The organism is Pontibacter sp. LHS1 (genome assembly GCF_058932855.1).
The window spans coordinates 538309-562536 of record NZ_JBZYWF010000001.1 but is presented as its reverse complement, the minus strand read 5'-3'; the positions used below and the strand labels follow the sequence as shown (position 1 = coordinate 562536).

Below are 24228 nucleotides of genomic sequence, written 5' to 3'. Positions count from 1 at the left end.
ACTTTACCTGTCATAAACTGGCTGAGGCTTAGCTAGTCACGCAGTCCTTTTTCCAGGTTTATCAAAATTACCACTCTGCGAATAAGGTAACTTGTATTATCCTGCCCTTTTGCATACATGGGTGATCAAAGTGAAATTTTAGCTGCTCCATATTGGCTTTTACCAAAAGGCTAGGGGAAGCAGCGACAGGAAGCCCGTACTCAAGCGCCTGATCACTCCGTAATTTTTATATATTGGCTAAAGTGAAAATTTAGATGGGGGCACTCCGTGGATCTTTTTGAAGCAATTGCTGAATGCTGCCAAATCTGTAAAGTTAAGGCTATGCGCAATCTCGTTCCATGTGAGCCCCTGTTTCTTCAACTCGATACTGCTTTGGATTCTCCTTTTGATCAGGTACTGGTAAGGGCTGACACCATAGCACTGTTTAAAAAGCCTGTAAAACCTGAATTCCGAAAGGCAGCTGATGTCTGCAGCCTCTGTGATGGTCATTTCTGAGAAGATACTGTTGTCCAAAGCTTCTTTGCCAAGCAGTACGCGTCTGTAAAGTTCTTTTCGTGTAGACAGCTTTGTTGCCTGCAGCTTATAATAGGAGGTAATAAAGTCCAGGTTTTCCTGTACGAGTACTGTTATGAGTTCGTAAATTAATTCTAAGGCAGGTCTTGCATAGTTCTCTGAAACGGAGATAGCAGCAAACTGATTTAAAAGAGTTTTGAGAGGTTTTCCCGCTACAGCTTCTCTTACAAAGAGCTCCGGTGATAGCAGGTACCTGCTTATGTTGTTATAATTCTCTAAATCATTGGGGGAAAATAGCTGGTATAACAGATCGTTTACGAGCTGCACGTCAATATCTACGCAAACTCCCAGCGTAGAAACCTTTTTAATGACAACATCCATGGCTGGCACAGACTCATTTACCAGCAGGTATTTCCCGGTAGAGATTTTAAACGGCCTGTTCTGAAACCAATAGGTTTCCAGGCCATCCGTGGTAAACTTTAAGGCAAGGCCTTTGGGGCGTAACTCTGCTTCCAATGAGGAAGAGAGCGTGCTCATGATGCAGTTCTCGCTCCTGATGTGCTCAAGAATATCGCAGTTGTTGTCATTCACATGCAAGATCTCACACTGGCCACTATAGGGTATAGCACGCTTTCCTGATGATCCCAATTCCATTTTATTGACCATTACTTTATAGTATAAGTATGCATCAGAAGGCTCGCCCACCAGATTTGGCTATCCGGCAAAGGAAGCTTTAATTCAAGGGACCTGCTCTTTCGTCCCCCGCTCTTGCCTGCAACGTCCTGAGCTCTGTGATGTACAGGAAGTATCCCCAAGACCTGCCCCGGAACAAACACACGACTGAATCAATTGAGGCGGACATTTCTCACTCCCAAAAGTGGTGTGGGTTTCCTTGTTAGGGCAGCGCTAGCCAAAGCTATTTTCAGGTGAAATTTGTCTTATCTCCAGTTATTTCAAAATTTATTATATGTACCCGCATTATTTATAGACGATAAATTGATTTGTCTCTATAACTGCCAGGGTCCAGGACAGAAAGTCCTTTGCTGCCGGGCTTCGACACCCGGGAGGCAGGCAGAATCACAAGCAATGCCGGCAGTAGGAAAGCCTCTGAAATTTTGAGGCTCATTTTCTAATAGACAGGATAATACAACTCGTCTGCTTACAGGATAGCTTTCTTTGCAAGCGTAAAACAGCAGATGAGCGAACAGATGTGTCAGCTATAGAGGGAGTGGGTTATTGTGCTTTTTCTAATAGGTTGTTGTGTTGTGGTGAAGCCTGAGTACAGACAGGGAGAAAAGCAAATGATTGATTGACGTTGACTGCGTAACCCTTTTAGCCTCACCAGGGGAGAAATCCGCTACATCATGAATTTATTTCCTGCTGCTTCTTATTGCACTTATGCGCTGTTGCAGCAGGAGCAGAAACTAGCTGTGGCGCTGCTTAACAAGCTTTACACGCACTTTTTATACTTCTTAATTATTTTTATTTAATCTAACCTTTATGAGAAAAACTCTATTTATGGGCTTGGCGCTCTTGCTTATGCTTTGTAGTGAAGCATGGGCACAGGGGCGACCTATTTCAGGAAAAGTGACCGATGCAGGCACTGGACAGCCGCTGCCGGGCGTTGGCGTTGCAGTGAAGGGAACAACAGCGGGTACCTTCACAGGGCAGGATGGCTCTTACACGCTAAGTGTTCCAACTGATGGGACTACCCTGATATTCCGCTATCTGGGCTACACGACTATCGAACGCAGCATAGGAAGCGGTAACACTGTCGACGTAGCCCTGTCTGCCGACCAGCAGCAGCTCGCGGAGGTGGTAGTGGTAGGCTACGGTGTTCAGGATGTGAAAGACGTGACAGGTTCCATCACCAGTATTTCAGCTGCGAAGATTGAGAATCAGCCGGTTCAAAGTTTCGACCAGGCCCTGTCGGGTCGTGCTGCAGGTGTGCAGATCACAAATACGTCCGGGGTTGTTGCTGACGGGGTAACCGTACGTATTCGTGGGGTTGGCTCTATTTCCAACAGCGCCCAGCCGCTGTATGTGATTGATGGCATTCCGATGGCACAGGTGAGCAACCTGAACACTTTCAATGGAGGAAATGGCACGCGGTACAACCCGCTTGCGGACCTAAACCCCAATGATATTGAATCTATTGAGGTATTGAAGGATGCTGCGGCTGCAGCACTCTATGGCTCAAGAGCCGCAAACGGGGTCGTGATGGTCACTACAAAAAGAGGCAAAGCGGGTACGGCTAAAGTCAGTTACGACTTCTATTCTGGCTTCAGTGAGGTGGCAAACAGACCTGATCTCCTCAACGGGGATGACTTCATCACCATTCAGAATGAAAAAGCAGCCAACCGCTTTGGGCCGGAAGACCCAAGAAGTGTTATTGCCGGCAATGTGGATCTTGATGAAGATGGCCGACCTGACAGAACTGATTGGTTAGACCAGGTATTTCAACGGGGAAATATACAGAATCATCAGCTCTCCATGTCCGGGGGCAGTGAGAAAACCTCTTACTATGGGTCCGTATCCTATACAGATCAGCATGGCGTGGTAGTATCCAACCGTTTAAGAAGAGGTTCTGCAAGACTGAATCTGGATATAACGCCAAAAGAATGGTTAAGGGCCGGTATTAGTACAAGCTACAGCAAAACACTGAACAACGGCGTACTTTCCAACAGCTACCTGGCAGGTGTAACAGTGGCTGGTTACAATGCCGCGCCAAATCTGCCTGTATATAATAGGGATGGGTCCTATTACCTGAACGATGGAGGGTATCTGGGCGATGGTGTCAACAAGAATGCCCAGTATTTCCTTAACAGGTTCTATCACCCGCTCGGTACTTTAAAACTCCAGCAAAATGATAACACGTCTCAACGGATCTTCGGAAACGCCTATGTAGAGATTCAGCCTATCAAAGACCTGAAGATTACCTCTAAGTATGGCATTGATTACATTGATAATTTCGAAAATCAATACAGTGACCCCAGCATTTATGGCTTAGGCTGGAGTTATAATGGCCTGGTGCAAACCAACAACCTGCGCAGGAACCAGTGGAACTGGTCTAACTATGCTACTTACAATGTATTGATCGGAAACCAGCACAATGTGTCGGCAACTGCGGGTATCGAGTACCAGGAAGTAGAACAGTTCGATATAGGGGCGTATGCAGGCGATTTTGCGGATCCTTTCTTTAGAGACATCATCACAGGGTCATTTGCCTATCAGCCTGGTTCGGAAGGTGGGAAAACACATAATGGATTTGATTCCTACTTCGGGCGCCTCTCCTATGACTATGGAAACAAATACTACGCAGAGCTAGCACTGCGCGCCGATGCTTTCTCCGGCTTTGGCATCAATAACAAGCGGGGTTATTTCCCTGCGGGCTCAATAGGTTGGAGGATCTCTCAGGAAAGCTTCATGAAGCAGTTCACATTCTTAGATGACCTGAAGCTTCGGGCCAGCTATGGCATCGTTGGTAATTCCAACATTGCCGACTTTGCCTCAAGAACACTGTACGGTGGTGGCTTGTACGTGGAGCAGAACGGTTTCAGCCCGGTGCAGGTCGGTAATAGGAATTTGAAATGGGAAACATCCAACAAGCTGGATATAGGCTTTGACCTGTCCGTGCTAAATAACCGGATCGGATTGACCTTCGATTACTTTTACACCGATATCAACGACCTCGTTTTAAATGCCCCTGTATTCCGGACAACAGGTATTCCCAATGCGTCTGTCAGTACAAACATCGGCTCTATGTACAACAAAGGGATAGAGCTGGCCCTAAACACTGTGAACCTGGAGAAGAATGGATTTACATGGTCTTCCAGTGTCAACTTCACCGCTATCAAAAACGAGGTGACCAGCCTGTTCAATGATGTGCCGGTTGTCCATAGTTCGGGCCACAGTGAAGCCGCAGTCGGACACGGTATAGGCGAGTTCAAGCTTGTTCGTTGGGCTGGTGTGAATCCAGATAATGGTTTTGCCATGTTCTTAACAAAAGATGACGTGGTGAAGCAATATAACCCTGCAACAGACAAGTACTATCTCCTTGATGGCACTGAAACCTCTCCTATCACAGGTAGTGACGCTGTATATGCTGGAAACCCCTATCCTAAGTGGTTTGGAGGCTTCGATAATACCTTTACCTATAAGCAGTTTGACCTGGGTGTGTTCTTCCAGTACAGCGGGGGAAATAAAATCCTTAACCAAACACGTGCAGGCCTGATGACAGGCTACCTGAACAACAACCTTGTAGAGATAAAGGACAGGTGGCAGAAACCTGGCGATGTGACGGATGTGCCGAGGCTATACCTGCAGGACCCGCAGTCTAACCGCATCTCTACCCGTTGGCTTGAGGACGGAGATTTCCTGCGGCTGCGTCAGCTAAGTCTGGGCTACAATGTGCCTTCCGCTGCTATTCAGAAAGTCGGACTGGGCAGCATCCGTCTCTATGCACAGGCCCAAAACCTGTTTGTTCTGACTAAATACAAAGGAGCCGATCCGGAGGTGAATACAAACAGAGACGTGAGTATTGCCTACGGCTTTGATAACAGATCTGTGCCGCAGGCTCGCAGCTTTACAGTAGGGGTAAATGTTGGTTTTTAAGCTTTATTTAAATCATGAAAAAAATTATTAGAAGGAATATAGCATCTTCTTTTTTACTGGGAGCACTGCTTTTTACGTCTGTTGCCTGTGATGTGCTGGAAAAAGAACCAATTGAAAACCTATCACCGGAGTCTGTTTTCTCATCGCCACAGAGAATAGAGAAAGCTGTAATTGGCATATATGACGATAACCAGAATGTGAACTTCCTGGGTGGCCGGGTTTTAGTGTATGCGGATATACGAGGTGCAGATACAGACCCCGCCACTTATTTTGGCGGTATCGGATTATTCAGCCCTTTGTCCAACGATGCTACCGTAACAGCGGCATGGACTGGTGGCTACAGAGCTATCTACACCGCAAACCTATTCTTACAGGGGCTTGAGGAAAACCGTTCTAAAGTTCCTACAGCAGCACTGGCCATGCAGTATGAAGCAGAGGCCAGGTTTATACGAGCTTTAAACCACTGGTACCTGGTTAATTTATTTGCGCAACCTTTCAGCTTCACTGCCGACGGTTCACATCCTGGTATTCCAATTTCTTTAAAAGCATATGATGCGACAAACGCTTTTTCACCTGAGGCGCAATTAGCCAGGAGCACTGTCGCGCAGGTATATGCCCAGATAGAAGAAGATTTAACGTTTGGCGTTCAACATTTGCCCTCCAGAAAGGGGGTAGCTTTCGGGGAAGTCGCACGTGCCACTAAAGGGGCTGCGGAGGCTTTGTTAATGCGCTTGTATTTGTATAAGGGGGATTATGCTAAAGCCATTGCGCAGGCAGACAAGGTTGCTGGCATGGGGTACAGATTAAATGCTGCTCCAGCCACCGCATTTACGGATTACACTACATGGGAATCCATTTTCTCTGTGGCGCATAATGTCAACGACAATCCTAATACGAACAGTTCGTTGGGGCAGCATTATGGTGCTGATCATCGGAAGGACGTATCAGTCAATCCATATTTAAGCTTATTCTCTGAGAACAGTACAGACCTCCGTATTACAACACTCACGAAGCTAGCTGTGGGAAAGGTGTACACAACCAAGTATGTCGGAAACTTTAGTTGGGTCCCGGTTATCCGGTATCCGGAGGTACTGCTGAGTAAAGCAGAGGCGTTGGTTAAAGTGTCTAACAGCGTAGAGCCGGAGGCTGTGGCTTTGTTAAATACGGTAAGCGGACGCGCTAAAGGCACTACCTATCAAATTGCAGATTTTGCCTCCAGCCAAGACCTGTTGGAAACGATTCTGTTAGAGAGAAGAAGAGAGTTAGCATTTGAGGGTCACGGAATGTTTGATTTGCTAAGAAACAAAAAGGATATTCCGGCCAATGGAAATAACAAGTTGCAGCCGTACGGGTCAGATAAAACGATTCTTCCTATCCCTCAGATAGATATTCAAGCTAATCCTAAGCTGCAGCAGAACCCTGGTTACTAGAGGGCTGTGCTTCAGGCGAAGGTCAAAAGATTGAATAATGAGATAGCTTGAACCAACTCTTCAGATTAAAAAAAGCGATGCAGGAACAAACCTGCATCGCTTTTTTTATCAGCTATTGAAAGTCTTGGCTTCTTATCTGAGCCAACGTAAGCCGTGTCAATAGGGGGGGTATTTGCCCAGGCTCCAATGATAACAATTTTAGCCGTAGCGGTGGACGGGTTAGTTTACATCTCACCTTAAACAAACAGCCACTTAAGGATCCGCTACGACTAAAATTGCTACTGGGTACTGATGGGGATAGCTTTAAACTCTGGGATAGGGGGTAGCGGATACATGTGCATCGTCCACTGATTTCATGTCCGGTCATAGTATCTCCATTGCAAAGAAAAAGTATAATCAGAGCAGTTTGCTTGTGATTTCCTGCTTATTTTACTGGCAGTTATTTATTGGCTGCTTTTAATTTTTCTCTTCCTTATATTTAAGAGCTAATTAAAATTATTTAGTGGAAATGTTGGATAGAAGCGTATTAATACCCGAAAGCAAAACGTACAGTAGTAGCTGTGACATTGTGCATGTCAATCATAAAAATTACCATGTCCTAAAACCGAGAACGAGTGAGAACAGAATCATGAGTTCTTTTTTCACTTCCTTCGAAGACCAGATACGGCCCCAGGGACTGGGAATCAAATTTGCCGCTGAGGGACAGGAAGACTATTGGCTTCAGGGGAAGCGTTACAGTGTATCGCAGGGCAGGTATTTTCTTGTAAATGACTCGGTGCCATCGTTGGACGTAACGATTAAAAACAAGGCAACCTGGAGTATCTGTGTGGATATTGATGCCCAACTGGTTAATGATGTGCTGCAGCAGTGGCTTCATCCCAATGACTTGGACAGCCATCATCACATCAGTCGCTATTTACTGACACCGGATCTGTTTATACGGGAGGCTGAAGCTTCTAACCACCTGCAGCGCCTTTTGACAAACCTTATTTCTTCATCTGCTTCACAAACCCTACAGGTGTCAGCCATAGAGCTGATTTATGAGTTGACTTCCTTGGTCATTGAGGAAAACAAAGGGGTTGTTGATTCTTACTACAGGTTGCAGACTGCGAAGTCGTCAACTCGTAAGGAAGTGTTTCGCCGCCTGCTTGTTGGCAAAGAAGTTTTAGATGACAGCCTCTTTACAGAGCTGAGCATGAAAGAGGTTGCCGAAGCGTGCTGCATGTCAGAGTTCCGGTTCTACAGGCTCTTTCGACAATGCTTCGGCGACAGTCCCTATAACTATCTGTTTAAAAAGAGGATTGATAAAAGTATTGAGCTCAAAAAACAAGGGCAGAGTTGGGTTGAAATCGCTACGCTTTTGAATTTTACGGATCTTAGTGCATTCAGCAAGAGTTTCAAAAAAGTCATGGGCGTGTCTCCGTCGAAAGCCATACTTTAAGCCCTCAGGAAATAAATTTATTGTTGTACTGATGCTTTGAAGCTAGCGGACTCTGATCTGGATTTAAAAGAATTGAGCAGCTTGAAATATCTTCTCCCTCTCTGCTTTCGTGCAGATGAGGCTGCTGTGCAGTGGAAGACCACTCCAATACACCTGCTACATTTAGACAAGGTGTACACCCCGAAAGACCAGTACGCTCCATTGCCTGACGCTATGTGAAATTACCTGCCCGGCTGTTTCCTTGTGCTGTACCTGCTTCCGACAAATTAGCAGTATTCTACAATTGCCTTACTTCCTGCTCTCCTTACCTTAGCTCCATACTAGAACCGATCACATCATGGAACGAGAGCTTTGGTATTTGTTACTGGAAGGGAAACTAGGAGAGAAAGTAGGGGCATTGGGCGACTTCTATGTGTTTGGCGATCACTTGGGCAATGCCCTGTTTAAAGCAAGTAAATATGCCGGTGTTGTTGGTATAAGTGCATGTCATGTAGTAGAAGCTTTCCCTATAAGCCGTTCCGGCATCCTTCATGTACCTGAAGCAACAGAGCAACTGGCCTGCGATGTCTTTATTGGGAGGGGCTTGAATACCTACTTTACAGCGATCAGGGAACCGGGTTTTATTTATCCAACCGGGATTATTAAGTGTGCCGCTGATGGCGTGCTGGCATTGGATACTGAAGAGGAGCATTTTACTGCCTGTGGCCCAGATGCAGACGGGCTTTATACTTTAAGTCTGGTGCTTGGAGAGCGGCATCTGAAGAAGGTGTTTTTTCTTCTGGTTGAGCAGATGGAAGCAATCGATGAAATACAGCTCGCCATCAGGGACTATCAGCATGCAGCCGGTAAAGCTGAGCATTGGGTAAGTGCTGCCTTGAAAGATAAAGGGTCCATTTTAGAGTTTATAAAAAAGTATACATCCGATATACTTGAAAATGGTTTTGTCAAGGTATCGCTCCAGGCTACGACAAAGCACCTACGCCTGACACTTGACGAGCACAAGACGCTAAAGATCACAGCACAGTGCCCTTCCTTTCTTGAAGTGCTGCGCCGCAGCGTAGTTTTTACAGGGATAAAACAGGTACAGGTACTGACAGGCCTTTCGCAAAGCGGTGCTCATTGGCACTATAGACCCCAGACAGCGATGGATGAAGCCAGTTTAAAGAAGCTGTTAAAGGCGAATGGGTTTCAGGTTATGCACTGTGAGTTTAGATGAATTAGGTGAACAGCAGGCGCGAACCTTCCGGTGCAGTCCGCCTTACAAGCTTTTGTTTTTTTCCGCTTGACAGTCCTATGAACAGGAGGCACAAAGGAGGATGCGGCACGCTGCTTTTCCGTCTTATCAGAATTTTCCTTTCAGATGAAAAGGCAGGATTGTACAAGCAATCCTAGTCCATAATGCAGTTATTTTATCATCTGTAAAATCGGAGAAGGAACAGGTGCGCTGTATTAACAGGCTTACGCTAGGCGCCAGTATTGTCTCAGATAACTGATCAGGGCAAATCTTCCATAATTACAATTACCCATATGATGAAAACGGTGATACTGGCAGCTGGTATGCTGCTTCTCTTTGTCAGCAATGTTTTGGCTCAATTAAGCGGCCAGCTAAAAGATGATACAGGAAATGCCCTTGGCTTTGCTAACGTAGCCGTATTACAGGCAAGGGACTCCTCGGGCGTAACGGGTGCGATTACCGATGTCGAAGGACGCTTTTCTATTCCTTCACCTGCTGAAGGCTTGTACCTGCTCAGGATAAGCGCGATTGGTTTTGTCACTCAGTATGTAGCTCCATTCCAGGTCAATTCAAAAAGTTTTCGAAGGGACTTCGGTACGTTGGTATTGCAGGAGAATGTGAATTTACTGGGAGAGGTGACGGTAAAGGCGCTTCGGCCTAAAATCACCATAGAGGCAGATAAAATGGTAGTGAGTGTGGAAGGAACAGCGCTCGCTTCCGGTAGCACCGCCTATGAAGTACTGGAGAAGTCTCCGGGGGTTTGGGTAGATCAGGAAGGGAATATCCAGCTCAACGGTAAAGCTGGCGTACGGATAATGATAAATGGCAGACCTGCTTACTTGACAGGTAAAGAGCTGCAGAGTATGCTGGAGGGTGTGTCAGCTGAGCATGTGAAAAACATAGAAGTAATCACGAACCCCTCTGCGAGGTATGAGGCCGCCGGAAGCGCTGGAATCATTAATATACAGCTGAAGCAAAATAGCGCCTTGGGTATGAATGGCAGTCTATACGGAGGTTACCAATACAACAATGCAACCGGGTATTCGGCGGGGGCTAACCTTAACTATAAAAAAGGTAACTGGAACTCTTATGTGAACGCTGATATGGCTGAACGGCCACGTCTTCGTGAAGGGGTCATGATCAGAGAATTTCATGGAGAAGGGGCAAATGCGCGTTTTCACCAGTTGCGCGATGAAAGTGTAATCATGAAGACGCCATCGCTGCGCCTGGGCACAGACTATGAACTGAACGCCCGGCACAGCCTGGGTGCTATGGTAAATTTGAGCCAAAACAACATGGATCGGGCTTTTTATTCTGATACCCATCTGAATGACGAACAAAAAGGGGAGCATGTACGCATCAAGGCCGGAAACTTTAATGATATTGAAAACAACAGCACTGCTTTTAACCTGCATTACCATGGCCTTCTTGATACAGTAGGCACCAGTCTGGCTCTCAATGTAGATTACATTCAGTTAAACAATCAAAATGATGCCCGCTATGAGAACAACTATACTATAGTAGGGAGCAACATCGAGTCGGCGGAAGTTTTAAGATCAGATAATCCCGGTTATTATGATATTTATTCTGCCAATGCAGATTTTACGAGGAAGGTATTTGGAGGAGCTAAATTAGAGTTGGGAGCAAAGGCCAGTTATGTTATTTCTGGAAACGCACTAGACTTTTACATGGTAACTTCTGAAAAAGAGGAACTGGACAAAGAGCGGAGCAATCATTACCGCTATACTGAAAAAATCTTTGCGGGCTACATTAACATGAGCACCCGTATAGGTGAAAAGTTGAGTTTGCAGGCGGGGCTCCGTGGCGAGCAAACCTTGGGTAATGGCAAGCCTTTAGGAGAAAATGAGAGTGAAGGACAGGTTTCGAAGAAGTACTTTGATTTGTTCCCTAGCTTCTTCCTAACGCATAAGGTGTCAGACCAATACCAACTGACCTATAATTACAGCCGAAGAGTAGACCGGCCTAATTACCGCTCTCTGAATCCATTCATTCTGTACCAGGATCCCTATAGCTGGGCAGAGGGAAATCCGGATCTGAGGCCACAGTATACCAATTCATTCCAGGTTACGCAAACGTTACAGAACACGTATAGTCTGATGTTAGGCTACGCCCTTACAAAAGATTCCTTTGCAGAGGTACCGGAGCAAAATTCAGAGACCAACACCACTGTATACCGTGAGCGGAACATCGACAAGGCTGAAAATATCAGTGCAACGCTTGTGCTACCAATCAGAGTGATGCCGGGCTGGGATATCAGTAACAACTGGGTGGCAGGTTATCAAAAGAATAAAATCTTCCTGCAAGACAGAGAGCTGGAGAACAACCAGTTTGTCTTTACGGCGCAGTCTAATCACAATGTATTGCTTCCATGGGGCATGCAGTTGCAGGCTACCGCTGCGTACAGCTCTCCTTCAACCTTTGGCATTTATCGCTTTAAGTGGCAGTGGTGGTTAGATGCCGGCCTGAAGAAATCATTTATGGAAGACAAACTGGACGTAACATTAGGTGCTACAGACATTTTCCGAACCAGGGAAATTCATGGTGATGCGAGCTATAACGGCAATGTGTTCTCTTTTGTAAACTACTTTATGGTTAGAAGTATAAAGCTAAACCTGCGCTACAACTTCCAGCGCGGTGAGAACTTTAAATCTAAGAGTCGCAATGTCAGGCTGGACGAGCTTAACAGGGCTGGCGGGCAGTAGCAGCATGGCCGCCAAGTGATTCACTGCTGTCATTGATCCATCAGATTAATCTATCTGACTAATCAATGACAGCAGTTTTTGTAATGCCAGGTAGCTTGAAGATCACGGTTTAGTATGAGGAAAGGCATTAAGCCGGGCTCTGTCTTTTTTTGGTTATAGGAACCCTTAAAATGAAACTTCTTGAAGAGTAGAAAGAGACAGGAAAATACAACACCATTGTTAGCTAAACCGGCTTTCTTTGTATTATCAAATCGCTCAGGTACAGGCAGAAAACCTGGGTTTAACCATATATTTAGTGAAAGTAACGTCGTAGTGAATCAGCTGAAATACCGATTCCCTAAGTGAAAGTAGGGAATCGGGAATTAGAGTTGAAAATGAATAGTGAATAGTGAATAGTAGAGAATAGTAAATTAAAATAGATTGAAAGGTTTATCATTAATAGTGCTTTTTTCAGCCTCGCTACGACGTTATTTTTATCTTCAATTTCTCTTTTCTTCTACAGACCTCAGGCAGCGCTCCATGTAAAAGCGCAAAAGAAAAACAAGGGACTGAATCACAAAGCAGGTATTGACCATCATGAAATGCGTAAGCAGGCAGGCTATCAGCCTGTAACGCATAGATGAACTACAGAAGAAAGATCTCCCTCCCGACATTGTACATTCTATCGATGCTGGCAAGAAGCATGTTGTAACTTGAAGTGTACCTTTTAAAAGGTACGCCTCAAGTTTTTTATTCTTTGAAATCAACGATTTTCCTCAACGCTGCCGGCTTATAAACTGTGCCCCTTTTGATGACCGTATTAACTTTTCTGATGTTATGGATTGATTCAAGCGGGTCTGCATCAAGTATAATAATGTCCGCTATTTTGCCTTCTGTAATGGATCCGGAAATCTTCTCCATTTTCATGACGCTGGCTGGTACGATGGTGGCAGTTCTAATGGCGTCGAGTGGGCTCAGACCTGCTTCGTTGTATAACTCCAGTTCACGGAAGAGGGAATAGCCGGGAACCAGCATGTCGGTGCCAGCTACTATGGGAATACCCATCTGATGCATAGCCAGAACGATCCTTTTGCCATTTTCCAGGAGAGACCTACTTTGTTGAGCTTGCTCATCCGGCAGTCCTGTGTTCCTGAAAATAGCCTTAAAGTCTTCGGTAACATGATTAATTCCGGGCTCAAATGCATCCAGAGGCTGGCTTAAAGGGCGGGTTATCCATTCATAGATTGCCAGAGTAGGATCCACTACAACGTTATTGTCCTTTAAGAGCTGCAGGGTTTTACGAGCTGCCGGATCATCCAAATCTACTCTCTCCTGTTTCGGTTCTGAGAGCATAGACTGGAGCAGAAAATGGTAGTGATTGATCTGGTCAAGGCCCAGCGCGATAGCCTCATGTACAGTTAACCCGTCCGGGACATGCCCTGTAACAGACAAACCATGCTTATGTGCCTCTTCAGAAACAGCTTTTAATATTGCTGGTTTTAGGGAGCTATAGACCTTAATCTGTTCAAAGCCGCTCTCTTTGTACATTCTTACGGCATGCTGAGCTTCCTCTGCCGTGCTGGCCTGAATAATTCCTAAAGCCTGCGGTCCCTGACCATCAATTACCCCAGCCCTAAGTATTTTGGGACCAATACCCTGGTTTTGATCTATGGCGTGCTGAACTGAGGTGATAAAGCCAAGTTCGTTTCCGCAATCGCGGATAGTTGTTACTCCGGCAGCAAGATAAGCCGGCCCCCATTCTACCTGCTGAAAGTGAGCATGCATATCCCAAAGCCCGGGTAGAACCGTTTTGCCCGTTATATCAATCACGTATGCTTCCTCAGGAATAGAAACCTTGCCGGTAGCGCCAATTTTCCAGATAGTACCATCTTTGATGAGAATGGTCTGGTTTAAGTGCTTTTTACCTTTTACCACATCCACGATATTGGCACCTTTCAATGCCATTAGCGGATGAGGTGCAGGACTGCTTTGTTTCATTTCCTGCATGCTATGGTGAGCCGCTTTTTCCAGAAAGAATGGAAGATGGTTGAGGTATGTTTCCTGAACTGCTTCAAATTTGTCTCCTTCAGCATCGTTTGTAATGACTGCTACCAGATTTCCATACTGATCAGTCCACAGCACTTCACTCCCCCACACCAACCCTTTAAGGATGTAGCGCTCTAAGGTTTGCCTTCTGCTGTTAACCATGACAGTATCAAGGCCATCCAACTTGATTTCAACGGTGCCGGTGGGCAGTACTTGCAGAGAGGCAGGTTTATTTTGCTGTTTCCAATACTGGAGTAATGCCATCTGCATAGAGACAGGAGCATAGCCACTGATTGTAAAGTAGGGGCTGTTAACTTTTACTTCTTTCTTTGTGTCGTTAACCCGAATGGTCGCAAGGTTTTTTAGTACCTGTACCTCCGTGTCTATACTGGATGATCTGGAGGTTTTACCCTGTACCCGGAACATAATTGGAGCGCCGGTTTTATCAAGTACAAGTCGTGCCCGGAGTGGAACATCTGAGCCTCTGTCGTTAAAACGAAAGTTACTATGCAGGTGTAAAGCGTCATGCTTCTGAATCAGGGTATACGTTTCTTTACCGATGGGTTGTTGAAACTTGTGTAAGATAAACGCTCCCTCTGAAACCGTATCCTGCTGCATCGGTGTTGACATTACCTGACCAGAGAATATCCACATCACGAAAAGCAAAAGCAGCTTTGGTCTATGAGCAATTGATTGTCTTTCTATCATTAAAATAAAAGAATTAATTACGCCTCCTTTGCATGTGATGAAGTCAAGCTAAGGAGGGGAGGTACTATGGTTTATATGCTGAAGCTGCAGGCGCTAAACGATGTGGCAAGGATCAGGTGGCAACCACTAGCAAAATGGAGGTGATCATTGCTGATTTAGCTCTAAGCGGCTCCATGAAAAAGAGGACGGAGCGTTTCTAGCGTTCACTACTGAGGCCGGCACTTTTGCCATACCTCGTTAAGTTTGTCTCGACTTCTCCATTCTCATGGATCATTACTTTGAAGAGGTAGTCATACTCGCTTTCAGAAATCTGCTCTACAGGGCTTACACCTCCTAATGCTTCCACTACACCTATTACTGTGTTAGAATGACCAACAACAAGCACAGTTTTACCGCTGTATTCCTTCTTTATAGTTTCTGCCAGTTGAGCAGGGTTTCTCGGGTCGTAACTGTTAGTCGTTAAATTTAATTTCTGTGATACAGGTGCCGCAGTCTGCTGTGTGCGCTGAAATGCTGTGCTGAACGCAGCAGCAACCTTCTCTTTTTTCAACACCTTGCTTAGAGCCTCAGCCCGCTGTTTGCCCACTAAACTTAGTCCCGGATCTCGATCTGCAGGATTTGTTGCCTCCTTTTCTGCATGACGAACTACATAGATAGTGGTATTCTGGGCGAGGGTTCTGAAGTCAACAAGGCAGAATGCAAGAAATAGCAGAGGAATTTGTAACAGCTTTTTCATGGTTATTATAATAGTGAAATTAATTACTTCGGCACATGGATCGTGTTTAAACGTTTAAGGAGATACCATGAAAGCAGTTTTCGGCCCCAGTTGCTGCTAGCAGGATAGCTAAAGATATCGTATTTTCAACTTAGTATAAAGTGCCTGAGTTGTAAAATCCTGCCTATTTTATTTGTCTTCATCAAAAGCTTTGCTTCTGGTTTGGTTAACTATAAGTCATTGTTAACAGGCGCTTTAGCCTGTTTACCTACTCCAACAAATACAGGCAACAACCGGAGCAAGTAGGATTACAGGATGGCAAATCGGTTGTAGTAAATCATTTAAGGAGTATCTGTGCCGCTTTTTTAGCCGGAAGGCTCCTTTTATTTATCCGGACCTGCTGTATAGTTGAATTATAAGGTGTTGATTTCCTGATATTTGGTTAAATGTCAGGAAATTACAATGAATATTAGGCCAGACTGTGTCTCCTTTGCATTGTTAGTAAACGGCTGTTTGAACTTCCGCTTACTACTTGTACAATGCTTGGATTTACATGGTTATAGGGTATGATGAAATGGGTTAGATCTGTTTTTATTTTTTTGTGGAGGGAGCTACTGTCGGCCGCGCAAGTGAAAAGGAGACAGAGGACATATTAATTCCAAGAGTTGTTAAAGTGTCGGATTCTATTCTAGAAGAGCCGAGCTAATTCAAGCCATTTGTAAATGTATTTTTGTGAAACTTGTATTCTGCTGCCATAAGCCTGACTATGAAAAAGGTAAACAAAGTTTTATTGCTTGATGATGACCCGGTGAGCACCTATCTAAACAAATGCATTATTGACAAGTCTGGCATTAGCAAAGCAATAGATGTAGCCACCAGCGAACAAGAAGGGCTTAACTGGATTTACTCGAATTGTCATATAACATCTAATACTGAGCAACCGGGAGATGAGGTCCTTGTATTTTCAGATATGAGCATGGCAGCAATGAATGGGTTTGAGTTTTTAAAATCAATTTTGAGGCTTAGAGCTAAAAATGTAATTCATATACCCTCTATTTATTTTCTTACTTGTTCCCTAAGCCTGGAAAATAGCGTTGTATGCGGGAAATATCCTGTACAGGGATTCTTTACTAAATTCCTAACTGAAGAAGACATAAGTTTATTAGTGGAGGAGACGCTTTGATATTGCCTATAACTTGAGCTGCCAGCTAAGTGGAGGGGGCTTTAAAGTGAAAGGTTACGTTATTGACTTGAATATCCAAATTGAAATTAAATTAAAGGTTTATCATTAATAGTGCTTTTTCCAGCCTCGCTACGACGTTATTTTTATCTTCAATTTCTCTTTTCTTCTACAGACCTCAGGCAGCGCTCCATGTAAAAGCGCAAAAGAAAATCAAGGGACTGAATCACAAGGCAGGTATTGACCATCATGAAATGCGTAAGCAGGCAGGCTATCAGCCTGTAACGCATAGATGAACTACAGAAGAAAGATCTCCCTGCCAACACCGCAAGTATTGAGCAGAATAATACGAAGCGAACCAAGAACTCCGATTAAGATGAGCCCATCAAGAAAAATAAAGCTACTCGAGAAAGAGCTCAAAATTGTGCAGAGAAATTATTAACGAAAACCTGGCCAGTGGTGTAAAGAAAGTGTCTGGGGCACCGATAGGGATTGATTTTACGATGATTTCTGAGAATATACCCTTTATGGCGGCAGGAGTAGGAATAGGGTGACCAATTGGTGTTCGGTGCAGTCGTGGGTAATGGTTGGATAAGAATGTCTACAGGGAAGGCCAGCAGCTTGATGCAGACATATATTGATAATTTCACTAGCCGGGCTAAGTTTCAAATAGACCTCCTAAGCCTCCTGCTTTCTGACACAGCATGAACTGCCATTCATCAAATACAACGGGAAGGAATACCCAGGTGGTTGACCAGGAGGCTGCTACCTCTACTTTCGCTGTAAGGCTTTAGGTGTGCTTTAGAATACTCGCCTGCTACAGGCATTAATTTCGGTAACAAAGCCCGTGTTCACAGCCCCGCACAGGAAATCTTCTGGACCTTTTTAACAATTTATTCACTGTGGCAGTAGTGGCAATGAAGTGGATAATCTCCTTGCACATAATCTCATTTTAACTCCCTTGCTGCCATGCTCTTTCCCCATCATATGCGGTAGCCCACGTTTCAGTATTTTCATAAAAGAAGTCCTGATAACATCAATATACGAAAAGTTTACCGAGGTTATAAAAATAAAGAGTTGCCCCGTTCTAAGTAAAAGAACGGGGCAACTCTTTGTGCTAAATTTGACCGGACCCAGTTTAGGCTCGGCCTAGCTTGCCAAGCACTGCAAAAAGAGCTACTGAGTAGCTTGTGAAAAGAAGAAGTGTTGCTGGTACTCAGACTGATCAGGAGCCCCATGAGTTACCTGTACCGAAGGGGTTGTGCCGAGCGTGAAGAGAACTGAACTGAAGGTAAAAGCGGCAGCTTTGGGATCATAGGCTACACATACGGGAAACCGTTCATCATCTTTGGAGCGCAGGGTGCTTTTAATAAGGTCTTGCGTAAGGGGCTGGACAGAAGCAGAAAGCCGCTTTTCAAGCGCCTTGTACCGTGTCTGGCTGTTGGATGTAGTGCCGGTACCAGCCAGGATGCGCTGGTGATAGTCCTGCATCCATGGTTTCACATCGTGGTTGGCGAGTGAATGGTTCGTGTGGTAGACCAATCCCTTATTTCCTGTCGGATAGAATGGTACCACCTGGTTGGCTGATGCCTCATAGTTTATCACCTCGGTTTCTGTACCAATTAGGTAGTTTTGCCCGGTTGCGTGCTTGATTGACTTAACAAATGCAAGTGCCTGCTCTCCAGATTGCTGCTGGAGAATGCCGCGTGTTACAAACGTTACCGGTAGTCCCTCCACTGAGTTGTTCAGGTCTGTGAGGGCGTTGATAACCACTGCAACACCTTTACTGTTCATCCCGGCAAAACCAATGAATCCGGCGCAGCTCATCACGTACTGCTCCATGTTTTCTTCTGCGGAGACAATATGAAGTAGCACCTGGTAACCTTGCATATAGGTGTCTATATCAATGTTCTGTGCTACAAAGGTCGGCTGATTATCGAAAGCAGCAACGCCAATGGCACTGCAATGGTTTTTGTCTACGGAGCCATTCTTCAGTCGGTCCAGGTAACCCCAGTATTCGTCAATCAGCTGAAAAGCCAGTACATCGTCTATTTTCTGTCCTGAGCCTACAGCGATGCCTTGTATTTCCTGCCAAAGCTGCGGTGTTGATTGTTGGATGGCTTTTTGATACTGGGAGCTAGCCAGGAAATCACTAATAACGGCATCGGGATTTTTACCCGTGTCCTTACGAATGCTTTCTTTCCATTTGCGGTAAACTTCGTCAATTTGTTTTTTGAGCTGAAAACCATGTTGAGTGCCGCGTTCATAACTGGTGCCGGAGAGCATTATAACTGGCACCTGAGGTTTGGGTTTTGGCATGGCGGTGGCCTGACAGGCCAGCATCCAGACGAACAGAAGGAATAAAGCTGTTTTTTTCATTTTTGAAGGTGATTACTGAATTTTTAGTTATGATTTATATAAATATTTGATGGAGAAATCATGGCTTGTCTCCTTAAAAGACAAAAGTAGAGCATGCCTTAAAAAATGTAGTTGTAACATCCTGTCTACTTACGCTGACATAGTCTGGCAAGCAAAAGGCGCCTGTTTCGCTTTAAGGCTATCTATTTAGTAGGTGTTTTTAGTTTGGTGGTAACGTGTGTAGAAAGTCGGACAGCCCATTAACTATCCAGCTCAAGTCGTAATGCCGGTGCTATAGAAACCCTGCTCGTGTTGCACTTAGCACCAGCTTATAAGAAGGCAACTGTTGCGCTCAAAATCCTAAGTTTTTAAAATTGGTTGAGCCATCTCGTGATTTTCACTGGTACTTAGGGAATGACGCTGGTATAGCTGCCCAGGTAGGCATTGACTAATAAAGTGCTCAAATAAAAAGAACAGGAATGTACAACCAATGGTCCATCGTGTCCCCTGATCTTTGTACAAGTAGTAGACAGGAAGTGCCGTTATGAATAAGCACTTTCTTCATTAACTGTTTTTTTAGGTGAAAACTACCGTGGCGAGTACCAATCCCCATTTGAGTGATTAAGTAATTTGTAGTTGTATTTTACAGCTACAAACTCGCTACGGTAGTAACTCCTTTCCTCTTTTAAATTTGTAACTGATCCTTTCGTTTCGGCCTCTCCACTAAGTAAATGTCAATTAGCATAAAACACTTTAAATCAGGGGTTTAAAGTGTTTTTGTGACAAGCCTTATCTGAATTTTAGATTTTTTTCTTCCTGAGACTGCAATTCGGGTACCCGAATTGCAGCGGAACCAGTTGGCTACTAAGGCTATATCCTGGCTTTTTTATGCTTCAATTGGGCAGGTCTACTACAGGTACAGGCTCGCCTTCCGTACAACTTTCAAAATCCCAGGATATCATATAGCAATGAGAGCATATGAAGAGTGTTGACCAATGCCTGCTAGCCAATAGCGATACTCATTTTCAGGAAACACGAGCGAATGGGCGCTTGGTGCCCAATACCATCTACTGCCTCTTGGGAGGCAGCTTCCCCGACGGACCCTGCCGTTACAGGTTGTCTGTAACAAACTAACGCGCCATGCTTGTTAGCCGGGGAGTCCAAAGGGGGAGTGCCATACTGCCTTTTCCGCTGTATGAACATTGTGTGACAGTTGCGTGCAGGCTTCAAAACCATGTAAGACAGCTAATTTGGAGGAATATAGAAGCCAAGGAAATTACAACTCGGCTTTGGCCAGATTGCCCAACAGCCGGAGGCCGCTGTCAACGCGTTCATCCCAGAGCAGTCCGTAGTTGAGGCGCATGCAGTTGTGAAACTGCTGCTGCAGGGTAAAGATGCTGCCGGGGGCAAAGCTGACTTTCTGTTTAATGGCCTTCGCATAGAGCGAAGTAGTGTTTATATCCTGAGGCAGCTCCACCCACAGCACAAAGCCACCCTGGGGCCTGCTGGCCAGGGTGCCTGCGGGAAAGTGCTCGGCCACCGCCCGGGCGAAGTGCAGGTAGTTGGCCTTTAAGGTATGCCGGAGTTTTTTCAAGTGGTTCTCATACCGACCCGTCTCCAGGAAACGTGCAATGACTTCCTGCGTAATGGCGGTGGAAGAGATGCTGTGAAAGAGTTTCTTGCGCAGCACCTTTTCCTTGAACTGGCCGGGTGCAACCCACCCGACGCGGTAGCCCGGTGCCAGGGTCTTTGACACAGAGCCGCACCACAGGACCAGGCCGCTTTCATCGTAGCTTTTACAGGATTTGGGGCGGTGTGGGCCGAAGTATACATCCCCGTTCAGGTCATTTTCAATAAGCGGGACATTATACTTTTCCATCAGTCGCACAGTGGCCTCCTTGTGGGCATCTGGCATACAGCTTCCCAGGGGGTTGCTGAAATTGCTGATCAGCAGGCAGATTGTGATTTTGTCTTTTCGGAGGGCATCTTCCAGGGCGTTCAGGTCGACACCGGTCTGAGGGTGCATAGGAAGCTCTAAGATTCTAAGTCCCAGCGATTGCGCCACCTGAAGCATGCCAAAAGACACGGGGCTTTCCAGGGCGATGGTGTCTCCTTTCTCTGTCAGTGCCATCAGGCAATAAGAAATCGCGCTGAGACAGCCGCTGGTGGTAATGATGTCTGCATGGCTCAGCTGACAGTCCATGGCAAAGGACCAGCGGGCGATCTGCCTTCGCAGATTTTCACTGCCCTGCGCCTTGTCATAACTCACGCCGCTACCCTGCAGTTCGCGGGTGGCCATCAGCAAGCCTTTGTTGAGTTTGGCGATCGGCAGGAGCTCATTTGCCGGGACCCCCAATGACAGCGGGAGACAACCGGCCTCGCCGAGGTTGTCATACACCCGGCTGACCAGGGCCTCACTGTCTCCAAAGGTAGCCGTGGCATGGGGCCTGCTGGGTGTTGGGATGGCGGGAACCCGGTGGGAGGCATACCGCACATAATAGCCGGACTGGGGCCGGGCCTCAATCAGGAGCTTGCTTTCCAGGTGGTAATAGGCGTTGAGCGCGGTATTCTGACTGACACCGTATTCCCGGCAGATCGTGCGCAGAGAGGGCAGCCTGTCCCCGAGGCATAAGACATTACTCAGAATCTGTTGCTCGAGCATACCGGCGATGCGCAGGTATCTGAAATCCGAACGGGCCATGGCATTCTTTTTTAATTGCTACCATCAAAATTAATAAAACTGCATCTGCTATCATGTATTTCTTTTTATGAATTTTGTTTTGTCGGGAAAAAGGCAAGCCTGGCAGCAGTAAGTAGGGTTTGCTTCTCAAGAAGGATTCCTGAGGGACGGGCCCGATCAGCTTCTAACCTTTTAAAGCGGAAGGCACATGGCAGCAAAGCACATCTACATCATCGGAGCCGGGGCGATTGGGAAAGCGCTGGCTGTGTTTCTCAAAAACGCAGGCCGCGACGTGACGCTCATCCGCGGCAGCGTGGAGGCGGTACCCGCTAAAAGGGAAAGGCTCCGCGTGTGGCTCGATGAGGAGACTACCATGGAGGCGGATGTAGGGATCACAGGGCTGTCTGCATTGCCGCTGCTAGATGGGATTGTCGTGCTGGCCAACAAGTCCTATGGCAACGTGCAACTGGCAGAACGGCTTCGCGGGAGAACGGCCGACTCCCCGCTGGTGCTGCTGCAAAACGGCATAGGCGTGGAGCGGGCCTTTCTGCAGCGTAATTTCGAGCAGGTCTTCCGCTGTGTTCTTTTTGTAAGCAGTCAGGGGATAGACGAGCAATGCGTGCGCTTTAAACCGGTGGCAGCCTGCCCGGTGGGCGTCGTACGGGGCGACCAGTACCGGCTCGAATCCATAGTCGGCGCGCTGCACACCACGAATTTTCCCTTTGTCCCTGAAAACAATCTCCAGCCGGTTGTCTGGAAAAAGGCCATCATCAACAGTGTGTTCAATACCGTGTGCCCCTTGCTAGAAACAGACAATGGCATCTTCCACCGGCATGAGGCGGCCAGAGGCATCGCCCGCAGCGTCATTGACGAGTGTGTTGGTGTTGCCGGCAGGGCGGGAATTATGCTGGACCCGCTGGAAGTGGAAGAGAGCCTGCTGCGGATCAGCCGGGATTCCGAGGGACAGTTTATTTCCACCTTGCAGGATATTCGACACAACAGACCGACGGAACTGGAAACCCTGAACCTGGAGATTGTGCGCATGGCCAGTGCCCAGGACCAGGCGGCGACCGTCCGGAAGACGGGTGTTTTGGGGGAGCTGACCAAGCTAAAGGCCGAACTAAACCAGTAGCAAAGCGGATGCCCTCCAGAGGGAGAAGCAATAGCCATACACGCAATCTATCGTGTGAAAAGATGAAAACGATGCTCATCACAGGGGCCAGTCGCGGCATAGGAGCGGCGACGGCCTTACTGGCGGCTGAGGCGGGTTATGCCGTCGCAGTTCATTACCACCGGCAGGAAGGCGCCGCCGCAAAAGTCGTCTCGGCAATACAAGGCAAAGGGGGAAGGGCTGTTGCCATCCAGGCCGACATTTCCAGAGAAGCCGACATTGTGCGGCTGTTCTCAGAGACGGACCGATTTCTGGGAAAGCTGACCTCCCTGGTAAACAATGCCGGGGTGCTGGAGCGGCAGATGCGCCTGGAGGAGCTGGATGCCGCCCGTTTGCAGCGCCTCTTCACGGTCAACGTGATCGGGCAGATGATCTGCGCCCGGGAAGCCGTCCGCCGCATGTCCGTACGGCATGGCGGCCTGGGCGGGACGATTGTTAATGTTTCTTCCGTGGCGGCCAGGACAGGGGCACCGGGTGAATATGTGGACTATGCCGCCTCCAAGGGGGCAATCGACACATTGACGGTCGGCCTGGCCCAGGAAGTGGCGGGGGAGGGCATTCGGGTCAATGCGGTCCGGCCCGGTTTTATCTACACCGACATCCACGCGACGGGCGGAGAACCCGGGCGGGTCGATCGCCTGCGGGACCGTATTCCCATGCGACGGGGCGGCACGGCCCGGGAGGTGGCGGAGGCGATTCTCTGGCTGGCATCAGAAAAATCCTCGTACACCAGCGGCACCTTCCTGGAGGTGGCGGGTGGGCGATGAAGGGGCCGGAGGCCCTGTGGAGCGTGACATAGCATGAACTCATATCGAAGATGGAAAAATCAGCCTATCGCTTAGTGGACATACCCAAAGCGCTCTGGAAACTGCATGGCAGGCGCGCGCGCTGCCTGGACCTGTGCCTGACCTATGCGGCGGCGGCGGCAGTAGCGGTTGTGAGCCTGCTGCTTTCGGCCTCCCAATCGCCCTGGGAGCGCCTGCTGCTGGTGGTACTTTCCCTGGACATCGGGGGCGGTGTGGTGAGCAACTTTACCGGAGGCACGGTGGCCTACTACCGTGCGGAGGCCCGGTCGCCGCATGCCTTTGTCTGGGTGCATGGCCTGCAGGGCGCGGTGCTGGCGTGGATTTACGGGGAGTGGTGGGGGGAGGTGGCGGTGCTGGCTGTCCTGGCGATGGGCTTTGCGAGCCTGGTGATCCGGCTGCAGCGCACCGGTTTTCGCAGGCAGCTGGGCGTGCTGCTGTTTACCCTACTGAGTCTGGCGGCGGTGGCTGTGCCAGGACTCCCCCGACTGGGGCTTCTGCTATTGCTGTTGCTGGGTTTGAAGCTCATCCTGGGCTTTGCCGGCAACCGAACCCATCCGGTGCTGGAAGCCTAGCCGAGCGGTGTCCTTACGGCTTCCCCCGCTTTATAAAAGTGTAAAAAACTAAAATGGA

General features: G+C 47.2%; 14 protein-coding genes. 9 read left to right on the top strand and 5 right to left on the bottom strand.

Annotation, left to right across the window (positions count from 1 at the left end; genetic code table 11):
• Positions 1-237: 237 nt before the first annotated feature.
• On the bottom strand, positions 238-1218 hold the full coding sequence (locus AC5FXQ_RS02425) for a helix-turn-helix domain-containing protein (RefSeq protein ID WP_493600908.1): 981 nt from the start codon (positions 1216-1218) through the stop codon (positions 238-240).
• A 795-nt stretch (positions 1219-2013) separates the two neighbouring features.
• Here AC5FXQ_RS02425 and AC5FXQ_RS02420 point away from each other — a divergent pair.
• From AC5FXQ_RS02420 to AC5FXQ_RS02400, 5 genes are all read left to right on the top strand, one after another.
• Positions 2014-5127 (top strand): SusC/RagA family TonB-linked outer membrane protein, encoded by a 3114-nt coding sequence (locus AC5FXQ_RS02420; protein ID WP_493600907.1) that lies wholly within the window; start codon positions 2014-2016, stop codon positions 5125-5127.
• Positions 5128-5141: 14 nt separating this feature from the next.
• Positions 5142-6557: a RagB/SusD family nutrient uptake outer membrane protein gene (locus AC5FXQ_RS02415; RefSeq protein WP_493600906.1), complete on the top strand. Its 1416-nt coding sequence runs from the start codon at positions 5142-5144 to the stop codon at positions 6555-6557.
• A 628-nt stretch (positions 6558-7185) separates the two neighbouring features.
• Positions 7186-7998 carry a helix-turn-helix domain-containing protein gene (locus AC5FXQ_RS02410; RefSeq protein ID WP_493600905.1) on the top strand — a complete coding sequence of 271 codons (813 nt, stop codon included), beginning with the start codon at positions 7186-7188 and terminating at the stop codon, positions 7996-7998.
• A gap of 337 nt (positions 7999-8335) precedes the next feature.
• Positions 8336-9214, top strand: a complete 879-nt coding sequence (locus AC5FXQ_RS02405) for a hypothetical protein (protein ID WP_493600904.1) — start codon at positions 8336-8338, stop codon at positions 9212-9214.
• A gap of 311 nt (positions 9215-9525) precedes the next feature.
• Positions 9526-11955 (top strand): outer membrane beta-barrel protein, encoded by a 2430-nt coding sequence (locus AC5FXQ_RS02400; protein WP_493600903.1) that lies wholly within the window; start codon positions 9526-9528, stop codon positions 11953-11955.
• A gap of 729 nt (positions 11956-12684) precedes the next feature.
• Here the strand turns inward: AC5FXQ_RS02400 and AC5FXQ_RS02395 are convergent.
• Both AC5FXQ_RS02395 and AC5FXQ_RS02390 read right to left on the bottom strand, forming a co-directional pair.
• Positions 12685-14688, bottom strand: coding sequence for an amidohydrolase family protein (locus AC5FXQ_RS02395; RefSeq protein WP_493600902.1), 2004 nt, complete (start codon positions 14686-14688; stop codon positions 12685-12687).
• A gap of 196 nt (positions 14689-14884) precedes the next feature.
• Positions 14885-15424 carry a SixA phosphatase family protein gene (locus AC5FXQ_RS02390; protein WP_493600901.1) on the bottom strand — a complete coding sequence of 180 codons (540 nt, stop codon included), beginning with the start codon at positions 15422-15424 and terminating at the stop codon, positions 14885-14887.
• 745 nt (positions 15425-16169) lie between these two features.
• Between AC5FXQ_RS02390 and AC5FXQ_RS02385 the strand changes: the two genes are divergently transcribed.
• Complete coding sequence (locus tag AC5FXQ_RS02385; RefSeq protein ID WP_493600900.1) at positions 16170-16586, top strand: response regulator; 417 nt, start codon at positions 16170-16172, stop codon at positions 16584-16586.
• Positions 16587-17759: 1173 nt separating this feature from the next.
• On the opposite strand, the gene AC5FXQ_RS02380 is transcribed toward AC5FXQ_RS02385, so the two are convergent.
• Positions 17760-18962 (bottom strand): C45 family autoproteolytic acyltransferase/hydrolase, encoded by a 1203-nt coding sequence (locus tag AC5FXQ_RS02380; protein ID WP_493600899.1) that lies wholly within the window; start codon positions 18960-18962, stop codon positions 17760-17762.
• 1255 nt (positions 18963-20217) lie between these two features.
• A complete protein-coding gene (locus tag AC5FXQ_RS02375) occupies positions 20218-21642 on the bottom strand; it encodes an aminotransferase-like domain-containing protein (RefSeq protein WP_493600898.1) in 1425 nt (474 codons plus the stop codon).
• A 187-nt stretch (positions 21643-21829) separates the two neighbouring features.
• Here AC5FXQ_RS02375 and AC5FXQ_RS02370 point away from each other — a divergent pair, with 187 nt between their 5' ends.
• The 3 genes from AC5FXQ_RS02370 (at position 21830) to AC5FXQ_RS02360 (ending at position 24170) form a co-directional block, all read left to right on the top strand.
• Positions 21830-22753 (top strand): ketopantoate reductase family protein, encoded by a 924-nt coding sequence (locus AC5FXQ_RS02370; protein ID WP_493600897.1) that lies wholly within the window; start codon positions 21830-21832, stop codon positions 22751-22753.
• A 62-nt stretch (positions 22754-22815) separates the two neighbouring features.
• A complete protein-coding gene (locus tag AC5FXQ_RS02365) occupies positions 22816-23559 on the top strand; it encodes an SDR family oxidoreductase (RefSeq protein WP_493600896.1) in 744 nt (247 codons plus the stop codon).
• A gap of 50 nt (positions 23560-23609) precedes the next feature.
• Positions 23610-24170 (top strand): hypothetical protein, encoded by a 561-nt coding sequence (locus tag AC5FXQ_RS02360; RefSeq protein ID WP_493600895.1) that lies wholly within the window; start codon positions 23610-23612, stop codon positions 24168-24170.
• Positions 24171-24228: the final 58 nt, after the last annotated feature.